Below are 21,383 nucleotides of genomic sequence, written 5' to 3'. Positions count from 1 at the left end.
ATATCGCATTATAAATAACCTCACACGGTGAGAAAAACAATCAATTTAAAAATCAATTCAATGAAAAAACTAAGTTATCTATTCATTTTAGCCATTGTGCTAACTTCATGTTCTAGCTCTAAATATTCAGATTTAGGAGATGGTATGTATGCAGATATCCAAACCAATAAAGGAGACATGGTTGTTAAACTTTTTTACAAGCAAACGCCAGTTACCGTAGCCAATTTTGTAAGCTTAGCAGAAGGAACTAACACTTATGTTATAGATTCTTTAAAAGGGAAACCTTATTATGATGGAGTTATTTTTCACCGTGTAATTAAAGACTTTATGATTCAAGGTGGGGATCCTACAGCTACAGGAAGTGGAAATCCTGGATACAAATTTAAAGATGAGATTGTAGATAGCCTAAAACATGACAAAAAGGGAATTCTTTCTATGGCAAATGCAGGTCCTGGGACTAACGGAAGTCAGTTTTTTATCACACATAAAGAAACTCCATTTTTAAATGGAAAACATACCGTTTTTGGAGAAGTTGTAGAAGGTATAGCTGTTGTTGATACGATTGCTAATGTAAAAACTTCTCAAGACCCTATGACAAAAGACAAACCTATTGAAGATGTTATTATAAACCATATTCAAATAGTTCGTAATGGAAAAGAGGCTAAGAATTTTGATGCTGCTGAAGTATTTGCAGGTTCTTTTGCTGAAGCCGAAGAGGCTTTAAAAGCACTTGAAGAAACTAAAAAAGCTATTGCTGCTGAATTTGTTGCTCAAAAAGAAGAAGCTGAATCTACGGATTCTGGATTACAATATCTTATGATTGAAAAAGGAGATGGAGAAAAACCAGCTGTTGGACAAACTGCCTTAATAAATTACACAGGATATTTTGAAGATGGAAATATATTTGATACAAGCTCAATAGAAATAGCAGAGAAATTCGGAAATGTAAATCCAGGAAAAAGAGATAGAGGTTTGTACGCACCTAAACCGATGCCAATTAGTCCAGATGCTACTATTATTCCTGGGTTTAAAGAAGGATTAATGATGATGAGTGTTGGAGATAAAGTACGTTTGTTTATCCCTTCTTATTTAGCATATGGTGAAGCTGGTTACGGACCAATTGCTCCAAATACAAACTTAGTATTTGACCTTGAAATGATTGGTATCCAAGAATAAATATATTAACGAGGAGTATTTCTCACATATATCAAAAAAGAACCCCGAAGATCTGTAGATCTCCGGGGTTCTTTTTTATTAGCTAAAAACTACTAATCTTCAAGAAAAGAAACTAGTGGTTTTATAAACTTATCGAATTTTTCGATGTGTGGCAAATGCCCTGTATTTTCAATTTCAACAAGTTCAGCATTAGGAATACGCTTTTGCGTTAACTTCCCAAGCTCCTTATAAAGTCCCATTGTCTCTCTAACCTCTGCTGTTACCAATGGCTTCCCTAAAGCTGTTCTATCTCTTGTTCCTATAATTAACAAAGTAGGACAAGTAATGTTCTTAAATTCATACAAAACAGGCTGCGTAAAAATCATATCATAAGTAAGAGCTGCATTCCATGCAATTACATTATAATCTGAATTTAGTGTCCAACCTGCCAATAAATTCACCCATTCTGAATATTCTGGTTCCCATTTATTATCATAATAACTCTCCAATTGGTATTTCTTAATTCTTTCAGCGCTCTTTTTAAGCTCATTCTGATACCACCATGTTATAGGTTTGTAAGGAACTTTCAGTTTCCAGTCTTCAAGTCCAATAGGATTCTCAAGAACTAATTTTTCTGAAACTTCAGGATACATTAACACAAATCGAGTGGCCAACATACCTCCCATAGAATGCCCTAAAATGGTAGTTTTACTAACTTTAATTTCATCCAAAATAGCTTTTGTATTTTCTGCTAATTGCTGGAAGCTGTATTGATAATGTAAAGGTTTTGTAGATTTCCCAAAACCTATTTGATCTGGAACAATCACCCGAAACCCTTCTTTTGTTAAAGCATCTATAGTTGTCTTCCAATAAGCGCCATTAAAGTTCTTACCATGAAATAAAACTATATTTTTACCATTATAATTAGCAGGCTTTACATCCATATAAGCCATTTTTAAATCCTGCTCTTGAGATTTTATTTCCTTATAATGCACTTCATAAGGATATTCATAATTCGTAAGCATTAAATCCAACCATTTTAATTCACTCTCTTGTGCTGAAACTGCAAAAAAGTTTAAAAAAAAGATTGCCACAAATACATTCTTCATATCAATTATTTAGAAAATTAAAAAGTATATATTTCTATGATTCCTTTACTGGAACATCCTTTAATATCTCCTGTAAAAACTTCCAAAACTTTTCTACCGATGCAATATTAGCTCTCTCATCTGGAGAATGTGCTCCTTTTATAGTAGGCCCAAAACTAATCATATCCATTTCTGGGTAATTCTGTCCTAAAATTCCACATTCTAAACCTGCATGACAAGCAACTACATCTGGCACTTCATTAAATAAAGTTTGGTATTTACTATTAAGGACTTTTAAAATTGCGCTGTCTGGGTTTGGTTTCCAACCAGGATATTCGCCACTTAATTTCACTTCACAACCACAAAGTTCAAAAGCTGCTCTTAGCGAGTTTGCTAAATCTATTTTCGAAGACTCTACCGAAGAACGTGTTAAACATAAAACTTCAATATTTCCATCTCCTATCTTAACACGTGCAATATTATTAGAGGTTTGCACCAAATCTCCCATGTCTGGACTCATAGCATAAACACCATTGTGTGCAGTATACAGAGCTCTCGTAATTCCTTCCTGAACACCGATATCCATAACATGTGTTGGAGTTTCTGTCACTTCCGCAGTAATAGTCAAAGAAGGTTCCATTGTTTTATACTCCTTCTTAATTACTGTTGCCAACTGATTAAACTCTAATGCAAAAGCATCATGATGAATCTCATCTATAGTAATAACAGCTTCACTTTCTCTTGGAATAGCATTTCTTAATCCACCACCATCAATATTTGCGATTCTAAGTCCAAAATTCTCAAAACCATCAAAAAGCAAGCGATTCATTAATTTATTAGCATTCCCAAAACCTCTATGAATGTCCATACCACTATGGCCACCCTGCAATCCTTTTACAGAAATTCTGTATGCTTTTACATCTTTTGGAGTTTCCTCCTCTTTATAAGTTCTTTTAGCACTTAAATCTACTCCTCCAGCGCATCCTATATCTATTTCATCATCTTCTTCCGTATCAAGATTTAAAAGAATCTCTCCATTTAAAACACCACCTTTTAATCCTTGAGCACCAGTCATCCCTGTTTCTTCATCTATAGTAAACAAGGCTTCTATCGCCGGATGTTCTATAGACGTGCTTTCTAAAACTGCCATAATAGCCGCTACTCCTAGTCCGTTATCTGCACCCAATGTAGTTCCTTTGGCTTTTACCCATCCATTCTCTACAAACATCTCAATTCCCTGAGTATTGAAATCGAAAGTAGTATCATTATTTTTTTGATGCACCATGTCTAAATGCGACTGTAACACCACTGCTTTTCTATTCTCCATTCCCGCAGTTGCAGGCTTTCTTATTATAACATTTCCAACCTCATCTTTAAAAGTCTCTAAATTGAGCTTCTTTCCGAAGTCGATCATAAAAGCAATAACTTGTTCTTCTTTTTTTGAAGGTCTTGGTACCGCATTTAAATCGGCGAACTTATTCCAAACTTCTTCTGGCTGTAAGGCTCTAATCTCTGAATTCATATTTAATACTTAGATTTTCACAAAAATAAGCATTGCTTTTTTAAAAAGTTATAAGGCTATTATAAAACTAAGTAAACAAAGCATTATTTATAGGACCAACTAATATTATAACTATGTTAATACTACTTCTTATAAAGTAATTTATTTCTATTTTTGGTTCCATGTCCAACCGAGTAAAAACGCACATCGCGCTATCTATAATTCCCCAATTTATTTTAATAAAATGGTTGGCGTACTACCCTGAGATTATTGAAAAATATTATAGTAATTTTATCTATCAAGGTATTTCTAAAGTTCTTAGGTTTTTACTAGGCTGGATTCCTTTTTCTGTGGGAGATATTTTTTATACCGCGGTTGCCATTCTTATCATTCGTTTTTTTATACTCCGTGGAAAGTTACTGTTTTCTGAAACCCGATATTTTATTCGTGAAGTTTTGATGGCTCTATCTGTGATATACTTTTTTTTCCACATACTTTGGGGATTAAATTATTACCGACTCCCAATACATCAAAAGTTAAATATTTCTGATGAATATACCACTGAAGAACTTTACAGTTTTACAGAACAACTGATTACAAAAAGCAACGAAATTCATTTTCAGCTTACAAAAAATGATTCTGTGATGGTAAAAATCCCGTATTCAAAATCAGAAATATATCAAAAAACAATATCAGGATATCATACACTTTCAGAAAAAATCCCTGCTTTTTCTTATCATCCAAAGAGCATAAAAACCTCTCTTTATAGCACGGCATTAACATACATGGGATACAGCGGTTATTTAAATCCGTTTACAAATGAAGCGCAAGTAAACGGACTCCAAATAGACTTTAAGTATCCAACTGTAAGCTGCCATGAAGAAGCACATCAAATAGGATATTCAGCAGAAAACGAAGCTAATTTTGTTGCTTTTCTTGCTACCACCGCTAATAACGATCTATACTTTAAATATTCGGGATACCTTTATGTGCTTAGATATTGTTTAGCTGAAGTAAAGAGAAGAGACATTAAAAAGTATGAAACTTACAATGAAGAAATCCATCCTGGAATTATAAAAAACTATATCGAAGTGGCCGATTTCTGGCGAGAACATAAAACAGATATAGAGCCTATTTTTAAAAATACATTCAACTCTTTCTTAAAGGCAAATAATCAAAAAAAAGGGCTTAAAAGTTACAGTTATGTAGTAGCGCTGCTCGTAAATTATTATAAAGATAAAAAGCTATAGTAACTCGTTTTAAATGTTGATTTTGCAACATAATTTTATATTTTTACGACTTAACTAATTCATAACTTAAACTTTTCAAATGAAATTAAAACTATGCTTTCTAGCACTGTTTAGTTTTTGTATTTCTGTAACTGCACAAGAATACTTTCCAAAAAACGATGGTGTTAAAACTAAAAACTCAAACTACACCGCATTTAAAAATGCAAAAATCTACGTTTCCCCAACAAAAATTATAGATAATGGTACACTCCTTATTCAAAATGGAAAAGTAGTTGGTGTTGGAAGTTCAGTTTCTATCCCTGAAAATTCAGTAACTGTAGATTTAGAAGGAAAATACATCTATCCTTCTTTTATAGATATGTATTCTGATTTTGGGATCGAGGAACCTAAAAAGGCGCAATCTAGTAATACTCCTCAATATGATGCCTCTCGTGAAGGCTATTATTGGAACGACCATATTATGCCAGAAAATAGAGCTATCGATAAGTTTTCTTATGATAACAAAGAAGCTAAAGAACTTGTAGAAGCTGGTTTTGGAGTTGTAAATACTCATATTTCAGATGGAATAGTCCGCGGTACGAGTGCCATTATCGCACTTAATGAAAACTCTACCAATAGCGAACGTATCCTTACACAAGAAGCGAGTCAATTTCTTTCTTTCGAGAAAAGTAAATCTTCAAGACAGTCTTATCCAACGTCACTTATGGGAGCAATTGCGCTATTAAGACAGATGTACTATGATGCTCAATGGTACGAAGGTGGAAATGCCGATGGTAAAGATTTATCATTAGAGGCGCTGAATAAAAATAAGTCGCTACCACAAATATTTGTTGCTGGTGATAAGTTTAATGATTTAAGAGCTGATAAATTGGCGGATGAATTCAACTTAAACTACATTATTAAAGGTGGTGGAAATGAGTTTGAACGTATCGAAGAAATTGCGCAAACAAATACTTCTTACATCATCCCTTTAGATTTCCCTACCGCATATGATGTTACCGACCCATACATTGCAAATAAAATAGCATTAGAAGAAATGTTACTTTGGAACCAAGCGCCAACAAACCCGAAAGTGCTTGCCGAAAACAATATTACTTTTGCATTTACTGCTTCAGACAATAAAAAGAAAACAGAATTTAAATCTAACCTTATAAAGGCTGTTTCTTATGGTTTAGATAAAACAAAGGCTTTAGAAGCTTTAACCACTACTCCTGCTACGCTTTTAAATAAATCTGATGAGATTGGAAGTTTAGAGAAAGGACATTATGCCAACTTTCTAATTACTTCTGGAGATGTTTTTGAGAAGGAAACAACCCTTTATGAAAATTGGGTACAAGGAAATAAACATGTTGTGAACGACATGAATACTATCGATATTAGAGGGAAATATACTTTAACATTGAATGGAGAGTCGTATGATTTAACAATAAATGGAGAACCAAAAAAGGTGAAATCAACCCTAAAAAAAGGAGATTCTAAAATTGGTTCTGATATTGATTACTCCAACGGATGGTTAAATTTATTTTACAATCCTGAAGGAGAAGCTAATAAAAATGAATACATCAGACTTTCTTCTAAAATAACTGCGGAAGGCAACTTAAAAGGGACGGCTACACTTACGAATGGAAAAACAACTAGTTGGACTGCTACAAAAAATACTTCCGAAGAAAAAGATGAAGATGATAAAAAGGATGATAATGAGCAGCCAAAACTATTCCCAGTTTCATATCCTAATAAAGCTTACGGTGTAAAAACACTTCCTGAGCAAGAAACTATTTTATTTAAAAATGCTACTGTTTGGACAAGTGAAGATGCTGGAGTATTAGAAAACACCGACGTTTTAATTAAAAACGGGAAAATTACCAAAATAGGAAAAGACCTTTCTAGCGGTGGAGCTACGGTAATTGATGCTACTGGGAAACACCTTACCGCAGGAATTATCGATGAGCATTCTCACATTGCGGCGGCTTCTATAAATGAAGCGGGGCATAATAGTTCTGCTGAAGTAACCATCGAAGATGTTGTAAACCCAGACGATTCTGATATCTACAGAAATTTATCTGGAGGTGTTACTACCATTCAGATTTTACATGGTTCTGCAAACCCTATTGGCGGACGTTCTGCTATTATTAAATTAAAATGGGGTGAAGACGCTGATGGCTTATTATTGAATAACAGACCTAAATTTATAAAATTCGCTCTAGGAGAAAATGTAAAGCAATCCAACTGGGGAGCTTCCAATACAATCCGTTTTCCACAAACACGAATGGGAGTTGAGCAGGTTTTTACCGACTATTTCCAAAGAGCTAAAGAATACGATGAACAATGGAAAGCTTTTAACGGACTGTCTTCTTCAAAAAAATCTAAGGCTAAAGCTCCTCGCTATGATGTAGAAATGGAAACATTAGCAGAGATCTTAAATAAAGAGCGCTTTATTTCTTGTCACTCTTATGTGCAGAGCGAAATAAATATGTTGATGAAAGTTGCCGATAAGTTTGATTTTAACATCAATACTTTCACACATATTTTAGAGGGGTACAAAGTAGCCGATAAGATGAAAGAACACGGAGTTGGCGGATCTACTTTCTCCGACTGGTGGGCTTATAAATATGAAGTAAATGATGCTATTCCTTACAATGCTGCAATTATGCATAACCAAGGAATTACAGTTGCTATAAATTCTGATGACGGAGAGATGTCGAGAAGATTAAACCAAGAAGCAGCAAAAACAGTTAAATACGGAGGTATGTCTGAAGAGGAAGCTTGGAAATTTGTTACTATCAATCCAGCTAAACTTTTACATTTAGACGATCGCATAGGAAGTATCAAAGAAGGTAAAGATGCCGATTTAGTATTATGGAGCGAGCATCCGATGTCTGTTTATGCGATAGCTGAAAAAACAATTATTGAAGGTGCTGTTTACTACGACTATGAAAAAATGAAAGAAACAGAAAAAGAAGTTCAGCAAACAAAAAATGAACTTATAAACATGATGATTAGTGAGAAAAATAAAGGTGTAAAAACACAAGCTCCAAAAATTAAAGAAGACGAGGAGTTCCATTGTGACACCCTAATCTATCAATTGTAGACAGATTCCGATTTTTCAATACCACATTCTGATGCCTTGCTAAGAAAGCTCAAGACATCATAATAAAAACATTAAAAAATGAAAAATACAATACAACTTATAATAATCATGTTCGCTACAATAGCTGTAGCGCAACAGACACCTGCCTCTCCTCAAAAAGAAGCTATTTTAATTACAGGTGCAACAACACACATCGGTAACGGTACTATTATAGAAAATGGAGCTGTTGGTTTTAAAGATGGTAAAATAACTTTTGTAGGGAAAACTTCTGAAGTTAATAATAGCGAATACAACAAAGTAATTGATGCTTCTGGCAAGCATATCTATCCAGGATTTATCACATTAAATGCTACACTTGGTTTAGTAGAGATAGATGCTGTGAGAGCTACAGATGATGAAGACGAAGTAGGTTCTTTGCTTCCTCATATTAGAAGTTTAATTGCCTATAATGCAGAGTCAAAAATAGTAGAATCTATGCGTCCTAATGGGGTGCTTATGGGTCAAATTACACCACGCGGAGGTCGTATTTCTGGAACTTCTTCTGTGGTACAATTTGATGCTTGGAACTGGGAGGATGCCGCTATAAAAGTAGATGACGCTATCCATTTAAACTGGCCAAATAGTTTAAAAAGAGGTCGTCCTTGGAGAGGTGAAGAGCCTGGGTTAAAACCAAATGACAAATACAAAGATGAGATTGATGAAGTTGTTACTTTCTTATCTGAAGCTAAAGCATATTTCTCTGGAGACGAAAAACCTAGAAATTTACCTTACGAGGCTACTGAAGGTCTATTTGATGGTTCTAAAAAACTGTACGTTCATGTTGATGGCGCAAGAGAGATTACAGACGCGATAAACTTCGTTGAGAAAATTGAGATTCAGAAAATGGTTGTTGTAGGTGGAGACCAGGCAGACGAGGTTAGTAATTTACTAGCTTCTAAAAATATCCCTGTTGTAATTCAACGCCCTCATAGATTACCAACTAGCAACGACGAGAACATAAAACATACATTTATGTTAGCTTCCCTTTTAGATAAAGCGGGGGTACTTACAAGTATAGATCCTAGCGGAAGAATGGAGCGAATGAATACAAGGAATCTACCTTTTTATGCAGGTTCGTTTGCTGCCTATGGCGTTCCTAAAGAAAAAGCAGTTCAAATGATTACCGAGAATGCTGCTAAAATCTGCGGTGTAGATGATATTGTTGGAACACTTGCTACTGGAAAAGATGCTACATTATTTATTTCTGAAGGCGATGCATTAGATATGCGTACTAATGTTTTAAGTGATGCCTTTATTCAAGGAAGAGCGATTAGTTTGGAAACACATCAAACAGAATTATGGCATCGTTATTCTGATAAATACAAGCAACAATAAAAATTGTTTGCTAAAAATTAGAATTACAAATACTTATTTTATAAAAGTAAACCCGAGTATAAATTTATACTCGGGTTTACTTTTAATCATCATTTTTATTTTGAATAAGCTCCTGAAGAATATGTCAACTCATAACTATGAGTATATATTTCAAAAACAATTCCAAAAGGATCTTCTACATAGCACATTTTAAATGGCTTGTCGTCTGGGTAATATTCTCTAATCGGCATTCTTTTCTTACCTCCGTAAGAAACAATCTTATCAATAAGCTCTTCGATGTTCGGATCTTGAACACAAAAATGAAATAAACCTGTATTAAAAGGATTAAATGCTGGAGCTTCTTTAACTCCATGTGGAAAAGAGAATAATTCAACTCCAATTCCATCCGAAGTTGCTAAATGTGCAATTTCAAATTCAGTCCAATCATCACCAAAAACATCAATACACATCTGACCGATAGCAGTATCTTTTTCTTTTTTAACTTTTGAAGGTTCCATAATGATATACCATCCCATTACTTCTGAATAGAATTTTACTGCTTCATTTATATCTGGAACCGTGATTCCTATATGTGAAAATGATTTTGGATAATTTTTATTAGTTGCCATACTTTACGTTTTAGATTTCAAAATTAACCTATATTTGCCAAACTAGCAATAACATACTAAAAAGTAGCATAGTTACCCAAAGGAGTAAAATATTAATAATCAGTATTATAAGTTTTAGTTTTGATTGAAAATAATAATTGTCCGTTAAATTATTCTATGAATTTAATTGGCACAAAATGGAAACCTCTAATTTTATTTCATTTATTAGAAGGCGATTTACGCTCAGGAATCTTACAAAAGAAAATCTCTGGGATCTCAAATAAAATGTTTACACAAACCGTAAGAGATTTGGAAAAAGACGGGCTTATTTCTAGAAAGATATATCCTGTAGTTCCTCCAAAAGTAGAGTATAGCTTAACTGAAAGAGGAAAATCTCTGGAAGATATTTTAAAAAGCTTAGACAAATGGGGAGCGGAAGATTACAAAAAACAACATAAATAATCCTTAAAACAATAACTGCGGAAAAAACCTAAAAGCTCTTTCCGCAGTTATAATTGTATTATAAAAAGGATTAAAGGTTAGCCAATGTTCGGTACAATTCAGCAGCGATTAAAAAATAATCATTTTCTAATTCTATTTGCGACACCTTGGCTTTAACCAACTTATTCTCTCTAGTATTAATATAAAAAATAGAGCTTTCTCCTAGTTCAAATAAACGTACCTCAGCATCATGCATTTGCTGATAATCGGAAACCAAATCACTATTCATAATTATTTGCTCTTGATAAGAATTGAGCTCTGCAAACTTAGCTTTCACCTTATTTTGAAGCTCCTGAGCTTGAAATTTCAATCCATATTCAGCAATACTCAATTCAGCTTTTGCAATTCTAACATCAGCCCTTTCTTTTCTCAGAAGAATAGGAAAAGATAGTGAAGCTCCAATTTTATAATCATCCCAATTATATTCATTTATATAATCTGGAGCAGCAATATAATTATAGTTAACACTTAGCTTTGGTAAAAGCTTATTTGCCATTAAACGCCTATCTACATCTTTCATTGCTATTTTTGTGTTCAAAGCCTTCAATTTCGGATGATTTTCAAGGTCTACCTCTTCAGAAATAGGGTTAATATTTAATACCGACAAAATATTATCCTTCAATGCTTCTTCTGGCTGCATCAATTCAGAAAGCTCTAACGGTAGCTCTTCCTCTGTCCACAGATAATTAGATAAAGTAAGTCTACTTTTTGTTAGTTTTAAATTTGCTTGCTCCCACTCTAGCCTACGAGTCTTTAAATTAATTCCAGATTCTACACTATCAATTGGAGAAAGTTCTCCTAAAACAATAGATTTCACAATCCATTCTTGGCGCTCTTTAGCATTCTCATAAAACGTTTCATAAAGTTTTGCTTTATCAAATTGCTGCTTCCAATCAAAATAAGCTGCGGAAGCTTCTGTTAGTGCATCTACAACAGCCAATGTACGCTCATAATCTCCTAATTCTTGATAGAGTTTTCCCTTCTTCACCTCAGCCATTCGCTTGTTTATCCATATCCCCTGTCCTACTGGAACAGATATCCCAAAACTTGCTAATCCATCTTCTGGCACATAATTTTCTGGATTTATATAATCCCCTTGGTTTTTATCAAAAGCAGCTTTAAGTTCTATTCCATACCACGTTGGAATTTTAAAACTTCCGTTGAATAATGAATAATACTCCGTGTCTTTATATCGTTTTTTATTGAAGTCTGCCGTTAACTTCGGATCAAAATAACCACGTGCTTTTAAAAGTTTTGCTTCTGAAGCCGTTAAAATTAAATCGGCTTGCTTCACCATTGGATGATACTTCTTTACAACTCCCAAAAACTCTTCATAAGTAAAAGTCTCATCAAGCGTTTCTTCTTGCGCATTTAAAATTTGCGTACCAAAAAACATCCCCAATATGAGCAATGGAAATAGATAAGTATGTAACTTATTAATTTTCATATAAAACTTATTTTTTGGTTTCTTTTTCATTGCCTTCATCAGCAACTTTGTTTTGCGTTTTATAAAAATTAGGAGGAAAACCATTTAATGTACGCCATATTTCAAACCAAATTGGTACTGTATCTAAGAGTGCTAATGTTTGTGAACCAGCACCGATACTTAATAATTTAGGCCATTCTTTTTCTTCTGGATCTGGTGCTATTAACACACGATACTTCCCGTTTGAACTTATAAAGTTTTCTTTAGCTACAATTACTCCTCCAAAAGTACCGTAAGAAACTCCTGGCCAACCACTAAATACTATTGTTGGCCAACCATCAAACCAAATGCGTACCTTCTCTCCATTATTAATTAAAGGATAGTCCATAGGTTCTACAAACGACTCTACCGCTATTTCAAAATCTGACGGCATAATACTCACCACAGATGCTCCCTCTTTAATAGTTTCTCCAAGTCCAGATTGTAAGGCACGGTTTACATATCCCGATTGTGGTGCTGTAATATAATACATCCCATTTCGGATCTTATAGCTTGTATATTGAGAACGTAATTTACTTACTTGAGATTCCGTATCAAATTGTGTACTTAAAGCTGTTTGACGATCACTAGACGCTTTTGCCAATTTTTCTGAATAAGAAGCCATTAAACGTGTAAGCTCCATTTCACTATTTATGTATTCATTTTCAGCAGTAAGCAGTTTATTTTCTTGAGTAACTATTTTGGCTTGCATTTGCTGAAGCTTCACCTTTTTTTCCTCCACATAGGTCATTGGTTTTAGCCCTTCTTCATTTAGCTTAAAAGCACGTTCATACTGTGTTTCAGCAATACTCAACTGTGTTTTTACAGCTTCAAGATCGATACTATCACTTTTTACTTTTAGCTTACTTTGCTTCAATTTATTTTCGGCTTGTTTGAGCTTAAGCTGCCTTTCTCGTTTTATAGCTTCAATCTGTTGTGCTAAAGCCTCTACTTTTGCAGTATAAGAAACGACAGCATTTTCTTTTGCTTTCACCTGAATTCCAGTATTCTCAACTAAATCGGGATCAAAATACTCTGATTTCGTTTCAGAAATATGTAAAATCGTATCGCCCTTTTCTACAAAATCTCCTTCTTGAACATGCCACGATTCTATTCGCCCTCCAATAATCGCATGTACAGCTTGCGGACGTTGTCCTGGTTTCAATGTAGTTACAAATCCGCTTCCTTTAATATTCTGAGTCCACGGCAGAAATAACACCAATACCATGGCAATACACACTCCCCAAACTACTTTTCTTATAACTTTATAGTGCTTATTATCCGCAAAAATCCCCATAGATTTAAACTTACTAGGATCTACGTAATCGTGAATTCTATTATTTGAAATATTCAACATAGCTTAACTTTTTAAGGTACCGTTTACCATGTAAAAACTCTTGTTACATTTTGATTTCCAATACGGATTTTTAGAAATCACTATTAAAGTCCAGTCTTTATCTGGCGCAGTCATATATTCTATAATATCTAATGAAGATGCCTTATCTACATTTTCGAGCGGCTCTTCTAAAAAAATAATTCTAGGGTCTGAAAGCACACAACGTGCCAATAGTATTTTTTCAACAATCGAAGAAGATAACTGCTTTCCACCAGAATGCACTTGCGTATCCAATCCATTTGGTAGTGATCTAATATAATCGGCAAGTTTTAATTCTTCTATCACCTTTAAAATTCTTGAAAGTGAAATTTCTGGATTTTTACATGTAATATTTTCCAAGATTGTACCTTCAAAAACATTATCACTTACACTTATAGAACTCATATTATACCTGTAATCTTCCAAAGAATATTTTTTGTAATTGGTTCCATTTATATACACCATCCCTTCGGTTGGCTCTACAATTCTACTCAACACTCTTATTAACGTACTTTTACCAGAACCGTTAGGACCTTCAATTAAAATACGATCGTTAGGATCTATTTTCATTGATATATCTTTAAGAACATATTGGTCTGAATCTGGAAATTTATAGGATAACTCTTTTGTTTCAATAGAAATAGGAGTTTGTTCTAATTTATACTGTCCTTTCTCCTCCGACTCCAATTCGATATCCATTACTTTTCCTATCTTTTCAATAGATGCCAAAACATCATAGAATAATTCAGTTCCAGCAAAAAGCTTTTCTACAGCATTGGTAATATTTAAAATAATAATCTCTGCTGCTACAAACTGCCCGATATTCATCTGCTGATTAAGAACTAGAATACCTCCAATAATTAAAAGTCCAGCTGTCATTAGCACTTTAAAACCTGTAAGTTGTATAAATTGCCTTCTTAAAACTGAAAAGTGACTTTCTCTGTAATTTAAATATCCTTCAACTAAATCATCATTTTTATCCAAAGAAAAATTAAAAACGCGTTTGTTTTTAAAACTCATATGGTTTCTTGCTACTTCCTGAATCCAATGTGCTACCTTATATTTGAAATTAGATTCCTTCAAACTTGTATCTACTCCAGGATTAAAGTTAAATCTGAAGATAAAATATAGTAATGCAATGAGTACCATTCCGAAGAATATAAAAAAGGAATGATATAATGACAGTAAGATAATTCCGAAGAAAACCTGCAATGCAGCGCCACTCATATCTAATAAGAGTTTCGAAACTCCTTTTTGCACATTTAGGGTATCAAAAAATCTATTCGCTAATTCTTCTGGTAAATATGGATACAGCTTGCTAAACTTCATTTTAGGAAATCGGAATACAAACTCAAACGATGAACGTACAAATATTTTTTGCTGAAGGTTCTCCGTAATTCGATATTGCATAATTTTAAAAACCCCAACCATTGCAACTCCCAACACAACAATAATTACAAGTACTACCCACGAAGTACTAATTTTTCCTGCCTGTAAAAAGTTTACAATAGATTGAATCCCTAATGGAAGCGATAAACTAATAACTCCCGCTAAAATAGAATAGAGGATAATTTGATAAATATCCTTTTTATCTACTTTTAATAAGCCTCTAAATCGTTGAAATGGCGTCATAACAATATTTTATCTAGTGTTTCGATATAAAAAGATGGTACGTCCTTACCTGGTTCACAAAAATCAGTAATTGTTTTAAAGTGTTGTTTTATAAAATGTTGATTTAAAGCGCCTACAACTACACTAGAAGCCAGCGACTTACTATACTTATACTCAGGTTTCACCTCTGTAATAATATCTGCTATAATCGAAATCACTTTTTTATAAACCAAGAAAAATCCATCTTTATTCTCCTTATCTACTTCTTTGGTTAAAAATGCTTTAGAATATTCAGAAATAATAATTCTATTTAAAATAGCTTCGTCGATATATTCGGTTCGAACATCATCTTTAACTTCAGAAGTTACTTCAAAAACAACTCTGTGTAATTTTTCTAATGAATCGTCTATGTTCTGAATTGCTAATAACATTCTATATTCTAACCAAGACCAATACCAAGAAGATATATAAAGTAACAACCTATGTTTATTTTCAAAATACCGGTAAATAGAGCTTTCATTGGAACCAATACATTCGCCTAATTTTTTAAATGTAAAGGCTTCAAATCCAATTTCATCTATCAATATAATACTATGTTTTAGGATATTCCTTCCTAACTCAGAAGACTCGGGATCCTTTAAGTATAGCTTCTCATTGATTGTAAATCTCAAATTACCAGGTAATTTCATAATCACACATCTTACTTAATATTAATGCGCTCAAAATTAATAGTAAAACTATTAACCTGTATATATTTAACATTAATTAACTGTAAAATAATGATATTCAAAATCTACAATCCAGCTATTATTAATTTCCAAAAATCGACTTAAATTAATTATCATATTAATAATGAATGATTTAAAAATCGACCATGAGTACTTCAACATTATAAAAATATCATGAAGATTTATTAGAAAACTTGAATAACCATAGATTTAAAGTATTTTTGAAAAAAAATTACCATTGAAAGAAATTACTAGCACCCAGAATGCACTTGTAAAGCAAATACTTCATCTAAAGGATAAATCTAAAGACCGTAGGAAATCAGGTTTGTTCATCGTAGAAGGTATCCGAGAGGTAGAATTAGCTTTAAAGGGAAAGTATGTGTTAGAAACACTTCTCTTCAATGAAGATATTATTTCTGAAGATAAAGTCTTAGAAATTATTAAAAATGAGGATATTACCCTAATAAAAATATCGAAAGACGTTTATCAGAAATTAGCATATCGCCAAACTACAGAAGGCATTCTTGCCATTGCTAAAATTAAGACACATACTTTAGACAAGCTCCAATTAAAAAATAAAAATCCGCTTATTCTTGTAGCTGAAGCCCCTGAAAAACCAGGAAACATAGGAGCGATATTAAGAACAGCAGACGCAGCAAACTTAGACGCTGTAATCATTGCAAACCCAAAAGGAGATCTTTACAATCCAAATATTCTCCGTTCTAGTGTGGGTTGCGTTTTTACAAATAATGTAGCTACAGGAAGCACTTCAGAAATTATTACATATTTAAAAAGTAATAATATTGCTATAAACTGTGCGGCTTTAACGGCATCTGTAAATTATAGCACAGTAGACTACAAACAAGCTTCTGCTATTGTTGTTGGTACAGAAGCAACAGGATTGAGTAATGAATGGCTTGAGGCATCTACACAAAATATTATCATCCCAATGCAAGGTGAAATCGACTCTATGAACGTTTCTGTTGCTGCTGCAATTGTAATTTTTGAAGCAAAAAGACAGCGTAACTTTAATTAAAATACAGGTTCATCAAGCAAAAAATTCTATAAACTATAAAATTATAGTTTCTTACATTTGTGTATAATCAACACAAAAATGGATATTACTCAAAATATAAAAGTTGCAGTAGACGCTGTGGTTTTTGGATACACAGATAACAGCCTTAAGATTTTGCTTATCCAACAAAAGTATGGATCGGAAAAAGATAAATGGGGGTTACCTGGTGGTTTTGTTAAAGACAACGAAACTCTTGATAAGGCCGTTGTGAGAGAGCTCGAAGAAGAAACTGGTATAAATGCTAATTACTTAGAGCAGCTCTATACTTTTGGAGCCTTAGAGAGAGATCCTAGAGGGAGAGTAATTTCTATTTCATATATGGCTCTTATAAACCCTAATAATTATAAAATAAAAGCTGCCAGTGATGCAAAAGATGTAAAATGGTTTTCAATTAATGAAATACCTCCTCTTGCCTACGATCACTGCGCTATTTTAAAAGTTGGAAAAGAGCGTTTAAAGAATAAAATAAATTATCAGCCTATTGGTTTTGAGCTCTTAAGCAAAGAGTTTCCATTTTCAGACCTAGAAAACCTCTATCAGACAATACTCGATAAAAAAATTGATAGGAGAAATTTTAGAAAGAAAATTATGAGTTTCGGTTTTCTCGAAGAAACGGATAAAATACACAAGCCAGCTAGCGGTCGCCCTGCTAAGTTATACAAGTTCAATCAAAATAAATATAAGGAACTGGAAAGCAAAGGATTTCACTTTGAAATTAAGTTTGCGTAAAAAATACACTAAATAATTTTTACTCTTCAGATAAAAACTTATATTTGTGTAAATATTACGCAATATGATATTAAATTTAGACAAAGGGTTTACCCCTTACGGAACAGAAAATGAAGTACAATACAACAGCTTCACCTTTGCAGGAGGTGAGCCACATATAAAAATCACTTCTGAAATAACACCACATAAAGAGGTTAACATAACTCAAAGAATAACATCTTTTAATGACGTCGGACTTATCTTAATTGCTGTAAATGCATTAAGAAACATGGGAGTAAAAAATATAAACTTATTTATACCTTATTTCCCTGCTGCTCGCCAAGATCGATTAATGGTTTCTGGAGAACCACTTACTGTAAAAGTTTATGCTGAGCTAATAAATAACTTAAAACTTAATAAGGTTACTGTTTTTGATCCTCATTCTGAGGTTACTCCTGCTCTTTTAAATAATTGTGAAGCATTAAACAATTATAAATTTATTGAAACAATAACGAAGAGTTTGTCAAAAGACGTTCTACTTATTTCTCCAGATGGAGGAGCCCTAAAAAAGATTTATAAAGTCGCTGCTTATTTGCAAGATTTTGAAGTTATAGAATGCTCTAAATCTAGAGATGTAAAGACAGGTAGCCTTTCTGGATTTAAGGTTTACCATGAAGATTTAAAGGGAAAGGATTGCTTAATTGTTGATGATATTTGTGACGGCGGCGGCACCTTTTTAGGTCTAGCTAAAGAACTGAAAGCAAAAAACGCTGGTAAACTCCATTTAGCAGTTAGTCATGGAATATTCAGTAAAGGTTTTGAAGCTCTAAATGAAAGCTTTGATACAATTTATACTACAGACTCTTTTAGAACTATAAGTGACAAAGACAATGCTATCCAAATTAATATTTCTCAACTTTTAAAATAAAAACTATGAATACTTTATTATATACAGACGGTTATAAAATTGATCACAGAAGACAATATCCAGAAAAAACAACGCTGGTTTATTCAAACTGGACTCCTAGAAAAAGTAGAATTGAAGGCGTTGAAGATGTAGTGTTTTTTGGATTACAATATTTCATAAAAAGATATATCATTGAAGATTTTAAAAATAATTTCTTCACTCAGCCTAAAGATGAAGTTTGCAAAAGGTATAGCCGAAGAATAAACAATTATTTAGGAGAAAATTCTGTTGGAATTGATCATATTAAGGCATTGCATGATCTTGGGTATATCCCAATGGTTTTTAAAGCACTTCCGGAAGGAGTTTCTGTACCAATTAGAGTTCCCATGTTTACAATGTATAACACGCTCCCAGAATTCTTTTGGCTTACTAATTATTTCGAAACACTTCTATCTACAACTGTTTGGTTACCTTGTAATTCTGCTACAATTGCTAAGCAATATAGAATTATACTTGATAAATATGCAGCGGAAACATCTTCTACTCCAGAGCTTGTAGATTGGCAAGGTCATGATTTTTCTATGAGAGGAATGGCTGGTTTAGAAGCTGCATTAATGAGTTCTGCTGGTCACTTATTGAGTTTTACTGGTACAGATACGATTCCAACTATAGATTTTCTAGAAACTTATTACAATGCCGATTCCGATAAAGAATTGGTAGGAGGATCTGTAGCCGCTACAGAACACTCCGTAATGTGCATGGGCACAAATACTGGAGAACAAGATACTTTTGAACGCCTAATCACAGAAACATATCCTAAAGGAATTGTTTCTATAGTTTCTGATACTTGGGATTTATGGAAAGTACTTACAGAATACCTTCCCAACTTAAAAGAACAGGTATTATCCAGAGATGGAAAAGTAGTTATTAGACCTGATAGCGGTGATCCTGTTAAGATTATTTGTGGGAATCCTGAAGGAAAAACTTCAGAAGAGAAAAAAGGAGTTATAGAACTGCTTTGGGATATTTTTGGAGGAAAAACTAATGACAAAGGGTATAAAGAGTTAGACAGCCATATTGGAGCTATTTATGGAGACAGCATTACTTTAGAAAGAGCTAATGAGATCTGTAAACAATTAAAAGCTAAAGGATTTGCGTCTACAAATGTTGTCCTTGGAATTGGCTCTTTTACATACCAATATAATACCAGAGATACTTTTGGGTTCGCTATGAAAGCTACGTATGGAGAAGTTGATGGAGAAGGAAGAGAAATCTACAAAGATCCTATTACAGATGATGGAACTAAAAAATCTGCAAAAGGCCTCCTTAAAATAACTCTTGAAGATGGAATCTATAAATTAAACGATCAAGTGAGCTGGGAAGAAGAGAAAAAAGGAGAGTTAAGAGAAGTTTTTAGAGATGGAACACTATTAATAGATGAAAAATTAAGTGATATTAGAACTCGAGTGAAAAATAGCATTGCTGCAATGTAGAGTTAACTAAACAATATATTTACTAATTACAGTAATCATTAAATAACCTTAAACAACCTTTTGAGCTATCCCAAAAGGTTGTTTTATTATATGAAACATACTAGTATCTTGCACAAAAAAATTTATGAGTCCACAGGCTATCTTTTACATCATTATTGCTATTCTAATTATTGATTTTATTGTCGATTCTATATTGGATACATTAAATGCCAAAAATTTTGACAATCCGATTCCAGAAGAATTAACAGATGTATACGACAAAGAAGAATACAAAAAGTCACAGGCTTATAAAAAAACAAATCATAAATTCTCGAATATAAGCGGATTGTTTTCATTGTGCTTAACGCTTGGATTTTTCTTTTTTGACGGATTTGAATATGTTGATAATATTGCGAGAAGCATCAGTAGTAATGAAATTATAATTGCTTTAGTTTTCTTCGGAATAATAACTTTTGCAAGTGATATTATTACCACTCCATTTTCATATTACCACACTTTTATCATTGAAGAAAAGTTTGGTTTTAATAAAACTTCAAAGAAAACTTTTTTCCTAGACAAAATAAAAGGCTGGTTGATGATCATTGTTTTAGGAGGCGGTATTTTATCACTTATCATTTGGTTTTACCAAATCTCGGGTGCTAATTTCTGGATCTATGCATGGATTATGGTTGCAGTATTTACCGTTTTTATAAATATGTTTTACAGTAAAATAATCGTTCCGCTTTTTAACAAGCAAACTCCTTTAGAAGACGGAAGCCTTAAAACAAAAATTGAAAACTACGCTGCTAAAGTCGGCTTTCAATTGGATAACATTTTTGTAATCGACGGTTCTAAGCGTTCTACAAAAGCAAATGCTTATTTTTCTGGCTTCGGAAAACAAAAAAGAATCACCCTTTTTGACACATTGGTTAACGATTTAGAAGAAGAGGAAATTGTGGCTGTACTAGCTCATGAAGTTGGCCATTATAAGAAAAAGCACATTATATTTAATATCATAGCTTCTATAGTGCTTACAGGAATTACGCTATTCATACTTTCGTTATTCATAAACATTCCAGAATTATCGCTTGCTATCGGGGTAAATCAGCCAAGTTTTCATGCTGGACTCATCGCTTTCGGTATTCTTTACAGTCCTATTTCAGAAGTAACAGGACTTTTTATGAATCTGTTTTCAAGGAAATTCGAATATCAAGCCGACGATTTTGCTAAAGAAACGTATGCAGGAGAACCACTAGTAACCTCTTTAAAGAAGCTTTCTAAAAACAGCTTGAGCAACCTTACCCCACACCCAGCCTATGTTTACGTGCATTATTCACACCCAACGTTACTCCAAAGACTAAAAAATTTAAGAAAATAGATTATTTCCTATCTATACTTTTATTAGCAAAAAACTGCTTCAGTAAAAAAAATTAAAATATTATTGATTTTTCTACCTGTAAAGGCACAAATATTGTTGTTAAATAATAAAGTTTATGTT

General features: G+C 33.2%; 17 protein-coding genes. 10 read left to right on the top strand and 7 right to left on the bottom strand.

From position 1 onward, the window contains the following. Positions 1–60 precede the first annotated feature (60 nt). Positions 61–1,176 carry a peptidylprolyl isomerase gene (locus ACN0TY_RS09405; RefSeq protein ID WP_417444288.1) on the top strand — a complete coding sequence of 372 codons (1,116 nt, stop codon included), beginning with the start codon at positions 61–63 and terminating at the stop codon, positions 1,174–1,176. A gap of 92 nt (positions 1,177–1,268) precedes the next feature. Here ACN0TY_RS09405 and ACN0TY_RS09400 read toward each other — a convergent pair whose 3' ends face one another. Together ACN0TY_RS09400 and ACN0TY_RS09395 are read right to left on the bottom strand one after the other, a co-directional pair. Then, on the bottom strand, positions 1,269–2,264 hold the full coding sequence (locus tag ACN0TY_RS09400) for an alpha/beta fold hydrolase (RefSeq protein WP_417444287.1): 996 nt from the start codon (positions 2,262–2,264) through the stop codon (positions 1,269–1,271). Positions 2,265–2,298: 34 nt separating this feature from the next. After that, the gene (locus ACN0TY_RS09395; RefSeq protein ID WP_417444286.1) at positions 2,299–3,765 is read right to left on the bottom strand and encodes an aminoacyl-histidine dipeptidase; all 1,467 of its coding nucleotides are present in this window, start codon (positions 3,763–3,765) and stop codon (positions 2,299–2,301) included. 161 nt (positions 3,766–3,926) lie between these two features. On the opposite strand from ACN0TY_RS09395, the gene ACN0TY_RS09390 reads away from it, so the two are divergent. The 3 genes from ACN0TY_RS09390 (at position 3,927) to ACN0TY_RS09380 (ending at position 9,456) form a co-directional block, all read left to right on the top strand. Next, entirely contained in the window at positions 3,927–4,994 is a 1,068-nt protein-coding gene (locus ACN0TY_RS09390) for a DUF3810 domain-containing protein (RefSeq protein WP_417444285.1), read from the top strand. 79 nt (positions 4,995–5,073) lie between these two features. Further along, complete coding sequence (locus ACN0TY_RS09385) at positions 5,074–8,082, top strand: amidohydrolase family protein (RefSeq protein WP_417444284.1); 3,009 nt, start codon at positions 5,074–5,076, stop codon at positions 8,080–8,082. 78 nt (positions 8,083–8,160) lie between these two features. Continuing rightward, entirely contained in the window at positions 8,161–9,456 is a 1,296-nt protein-coding gene (locus ACN0TY_RS09380) for an amidohydrolase family protein (RefSeq protein ID WP_417444283.1), read from the top strand. A gap of 95 nt (positions 9,457–9,551) precedes the next feature. Here the strand turns inward: ACN0TY_RS09380 and ACN0TY_RS09375 are convergent, their stop codons facing one another. After that, complete coding sequence (locus tag ACN0TY_RS09375; protein ID WP_417444282.1) at positions 9,552–10,064, bottom strand: VOC family protein; 513 nt, start codon at positions 10,062–10,064, stop codon at positions 9,552–9,554. A gap of 156 nt (positions 10,065–10,220) precedes the next feature. On the opposite strand from ACN0TY_RS09375, the gene ACN0TY_RS09370 reads away from it, so the two are divergent. Further along, on the top strand, positions 10,221–10,505 hold the full coding sequence (locus tag ACN0TY_RS09370; RefSeq protein WP_236958827.1) for a winged helix-turn-helix transcriptional regulator: 285 nt from the start codon (positions 10,221–10,223) through the stop codon (positions 10,503–10,505). Positions 10,506–10,575: 70 nt separating this feature from the next. Here the strand turns inward: ACN0TY_RS09370 and ACN0TY_RS09365 are convergent, their stop codons facing one another. The 4 genes from ACN0TY_RS09365 to ACN0TY_RS09350 are packed head-to-tail and all read right to left on the bottom strand — an operon-like array spanning position 10,576 to position 15,684. After that, positions 10,576–11,991 carry a TolC family protein gene (locus tag ACN0TY_RS09365; protein ID WP_417444281.1) on the bottom strand — a complete coding sequence of 472 codons (1,416 nt, stop codon included), beginning with the start codon at positions 11,989–11,991 and terminating at the stop codon, positions 10,576–10,578. Between the two features lie 7 nt (positions 11,992–11,998). Continuing rightward, entirely contained in the window at positions 11,999–13,366 is a 1,368-nt protein-coding gene (locus ACN0TY_RS09360; RefSeq protein ID WP_236958829.1) for an HlyD family secretion protein, read from the bottom strand. Between the two features lie 3 nt (positions 13,367–13,369). Then, complete coding sequence (locus ACN0TY_RS09355) at positions 13,370–15,016, bottom strand: peptidase domain-containing ABC transporter (RefSeq protein WP_417444280.1); 1,647 nt, start codon at positions 15,014–15,016, stop codon at positions 13,370–13,372. Continuing rightward, positions 15,013–15,684, bottom strand: coding sequence for a TetR/AcrR family transcriptional regulator (locus ACN0TY_RS09350; protein ID WP_417444279.1), 672 nt, complete (start codon positions 15,682–15,684; stop codon positions 15,013–15,015). Before ACN0TY_RS09350 ends, ACN0TY_RS09355 begins: the two co-directional genes overlap by 4 nt. A 277-nt stretch (positions 15,685–15,961) precedes the next feature. Between ACN0TY_RS09350 and ACN0TY_RS09345 the strand changes: the two genes are divergently transcribed. The 5 genes from ACN0TY_RS09345 (at position 15,962) to ACN0TY_RS09325 (ending at position 21,263) form a co-directional block, all read left to right on the top strand. Beyond that, the gene (locus ACN0TY_RS09345) at positions 15,962–16,759 is read left to right on the top strand and encodes a TrmH family RNA methyltransferase (RefSeq protein WP_417444278.1); all 798 of its coding nucleotides are present in this window, start codon (positions 15,962–15,964) and stop codon (positions 16,757–16,759) included. 78 nt (positions 16,760–16,837) lie between these two features. Next, the gene (locus ACN0TY_RS09340) at positions 16,838–17,527 is read left to right on the top strand and encodes an NUDIX hydrolase (RefSeq protein WP_236958833.1); all 690 of its coding nucleotides are present in this window, start codon (positions 16,838–16,840) and stop codon (positions 17,525–17,527) included. A 64-nt stretch (positions 17,528–17,591) separates the two neighbouring features. Next, entirely contained in the window at positions 17,592–18,434 is an 843-nt protein-coding gene (gene prs, locus ACN0TY_RS09335) for a ribose-phosphate diphosphokinase (RefSeq protein WP_417444277.1), read from the top strand. 5 nt (positions 18,435–18,439) lie between these two features. Further along, positions 18,440–19,906: a nicotinate phosphoribosyltransferase gene (locus ACN0TY_RS09330; RefSeq protein ID WP_417444276.1), complete on the top strand. Its 1,467-nt coding sequence runs from the start codon at positions 18,440–18,442 to the stop codon at positions 19,904–19,906. Between the two features lie 124 nt (positions 19,907–20,030). Then, the gene (locus tag ACN0TY_RS09325; RefSeq protein ID WP_417444275.1) at positions 20,031–21,263 is read left to right on the top strand and encodes a M48 family metallopeptidase; all 1,233 of its coding nucleotides are present in this window, start codon (positions 20,031–20,033) and stop codon (positions 21,261–21,263) included. Positions 21,264–21,383: the final 120 nt, after the last annotated feature.

The sequence above is a fragment of the Joostella sp. genome, from assembly GCF_048266025.1.
Lineage (GTDB): Bacteria > Bacteroidota > Bacteroidia > Flavobacteriales > Flavobacteriaceae > Galbibacter > Galbibacter atrarenae.
This window is presented reverse-complemented; position numbering and strand designations above follow the sequence as displayed.

What these genes read in the sequence shown, in the direction of transcription:
- ACN0TY_RS09405 (WP_417444288.1), top strand. Translation starts at nt 61, where the DNA reads ATGAAAAAACTAAGTTATCTATTCATTTTAGCCATTGTGCTAACTTCA.
- ACN0TY_RS09400 (WP_417444287.1), bottom strand. Translation starts at nt 2,264, where the DNA reads ATGAAGAATGTATTTGTGGCAATCTTTTTTTTAAACTTTTTTGCAGTT.
- ACN0TY_RS09395 (WP_417444286.1), bottom strand. Translation starts at nt 3,765, where the DNA reads ATGAATTCAGAGATTAGAGCCTTACAGCCAGAAGAAGTTTGGAATAAG.
- ACN0TY_RS09390 (WP_417444285.1), top strand. Translation starts at nt 3,927, where the DNA reads ATGTCCAACCGAGTAAAAACGCACATCGCGCTATCTATAATTCCCCAA.
- ACN0TY_RS09385 (WP_417444284.1), top strand. Translation starts at nt 5,074, where the DNA reads ATGAAATTAAAACTATGCTTTCTAGCACTGTTTAGTTTTTGTATTTCT.
- ACN0TY_RS09380 (WP_417444283.1), top strand. Translation starts at nt 8,161, where the DNA reads ATGAAAAATACAATACAACTTATAATAATCATGTTCGCTACAATAGCT.
- ACN0TY_RS09375 (WP_417444282.1), bottom strand. Translation starts at nt 10,064, where the DNA reads ATGGCAACTAATAAAAATTATCCAAAATCATTTTCACATATAGGAATC.
- ACN0TY_RS09370 (WP_236958827.1), top strand. Translation starts at nt 10,221, where the DNA reads ATGAATTTAATTGGCACAAAATGGAAACCTCTAATTTTATTTCATTTA.
- ACN0TY_RS09365 (WP_417444281.1), bottom strand. Translation starts at nt 11,991, where the DNA reads ATGAAAATTAATAAGTTACATACTTATCTATTTCCATTGCTCATATTG.
- ACN0TY_RS09360 (WP_236958829.1), bottom strand. Translation starts at nt 13,366, where the DNA reads ATGTTGAATATTTCAAATAATAGAATTCACGATTACGTAGATCCTAGT.
- ACN0TY_RS09355 (WP_417444280.1), bottom strand. Translation starts at nt 15,016, where the DNA reads ATGACGCCATTTCAACGATTTAGAGGCTTATTAAAAGTAGATAAAAAG.
- ACN0TY_RS09350 (WP_417444279.1), bottom strand. Translation starts at nt 15,684, where the DNA reads ATGAAATTACCTGGTAATTTGAGATTTACAATCAATGAGAAGCTATAC.
- ACN0TY_RS09340 (WP_236958833.1), top strand. Translation starts at nt 16,838, where the DNA reads ATGGATATTACTCAAAATATAAAAGTTGCAGTAGACGCTGTGGTTTTT.
- prs (WP_417444277.1), top strand. Translation starts at nt 17,592, where the DNA reads ATGATATTAAATTTAGACAAAGGGTTTACCCCTTACGGAACAGAAAAT.
- ACN0TY_RS09330 (WP_417444276.1), top strand. Translation starts at nt 18,440, where the DNA reads ATGAATACTTTATTATATACAGACGGTTATAAAATTGATCACAGAAGA.
- ACN0TY_RS09325 (WP_417444275.1), top strand. Translation starts at nt 20,031, where the DNA reads ATGAGTCCACAGGCTATCTTTTACATCATTATTGCTATTCTAATTATT.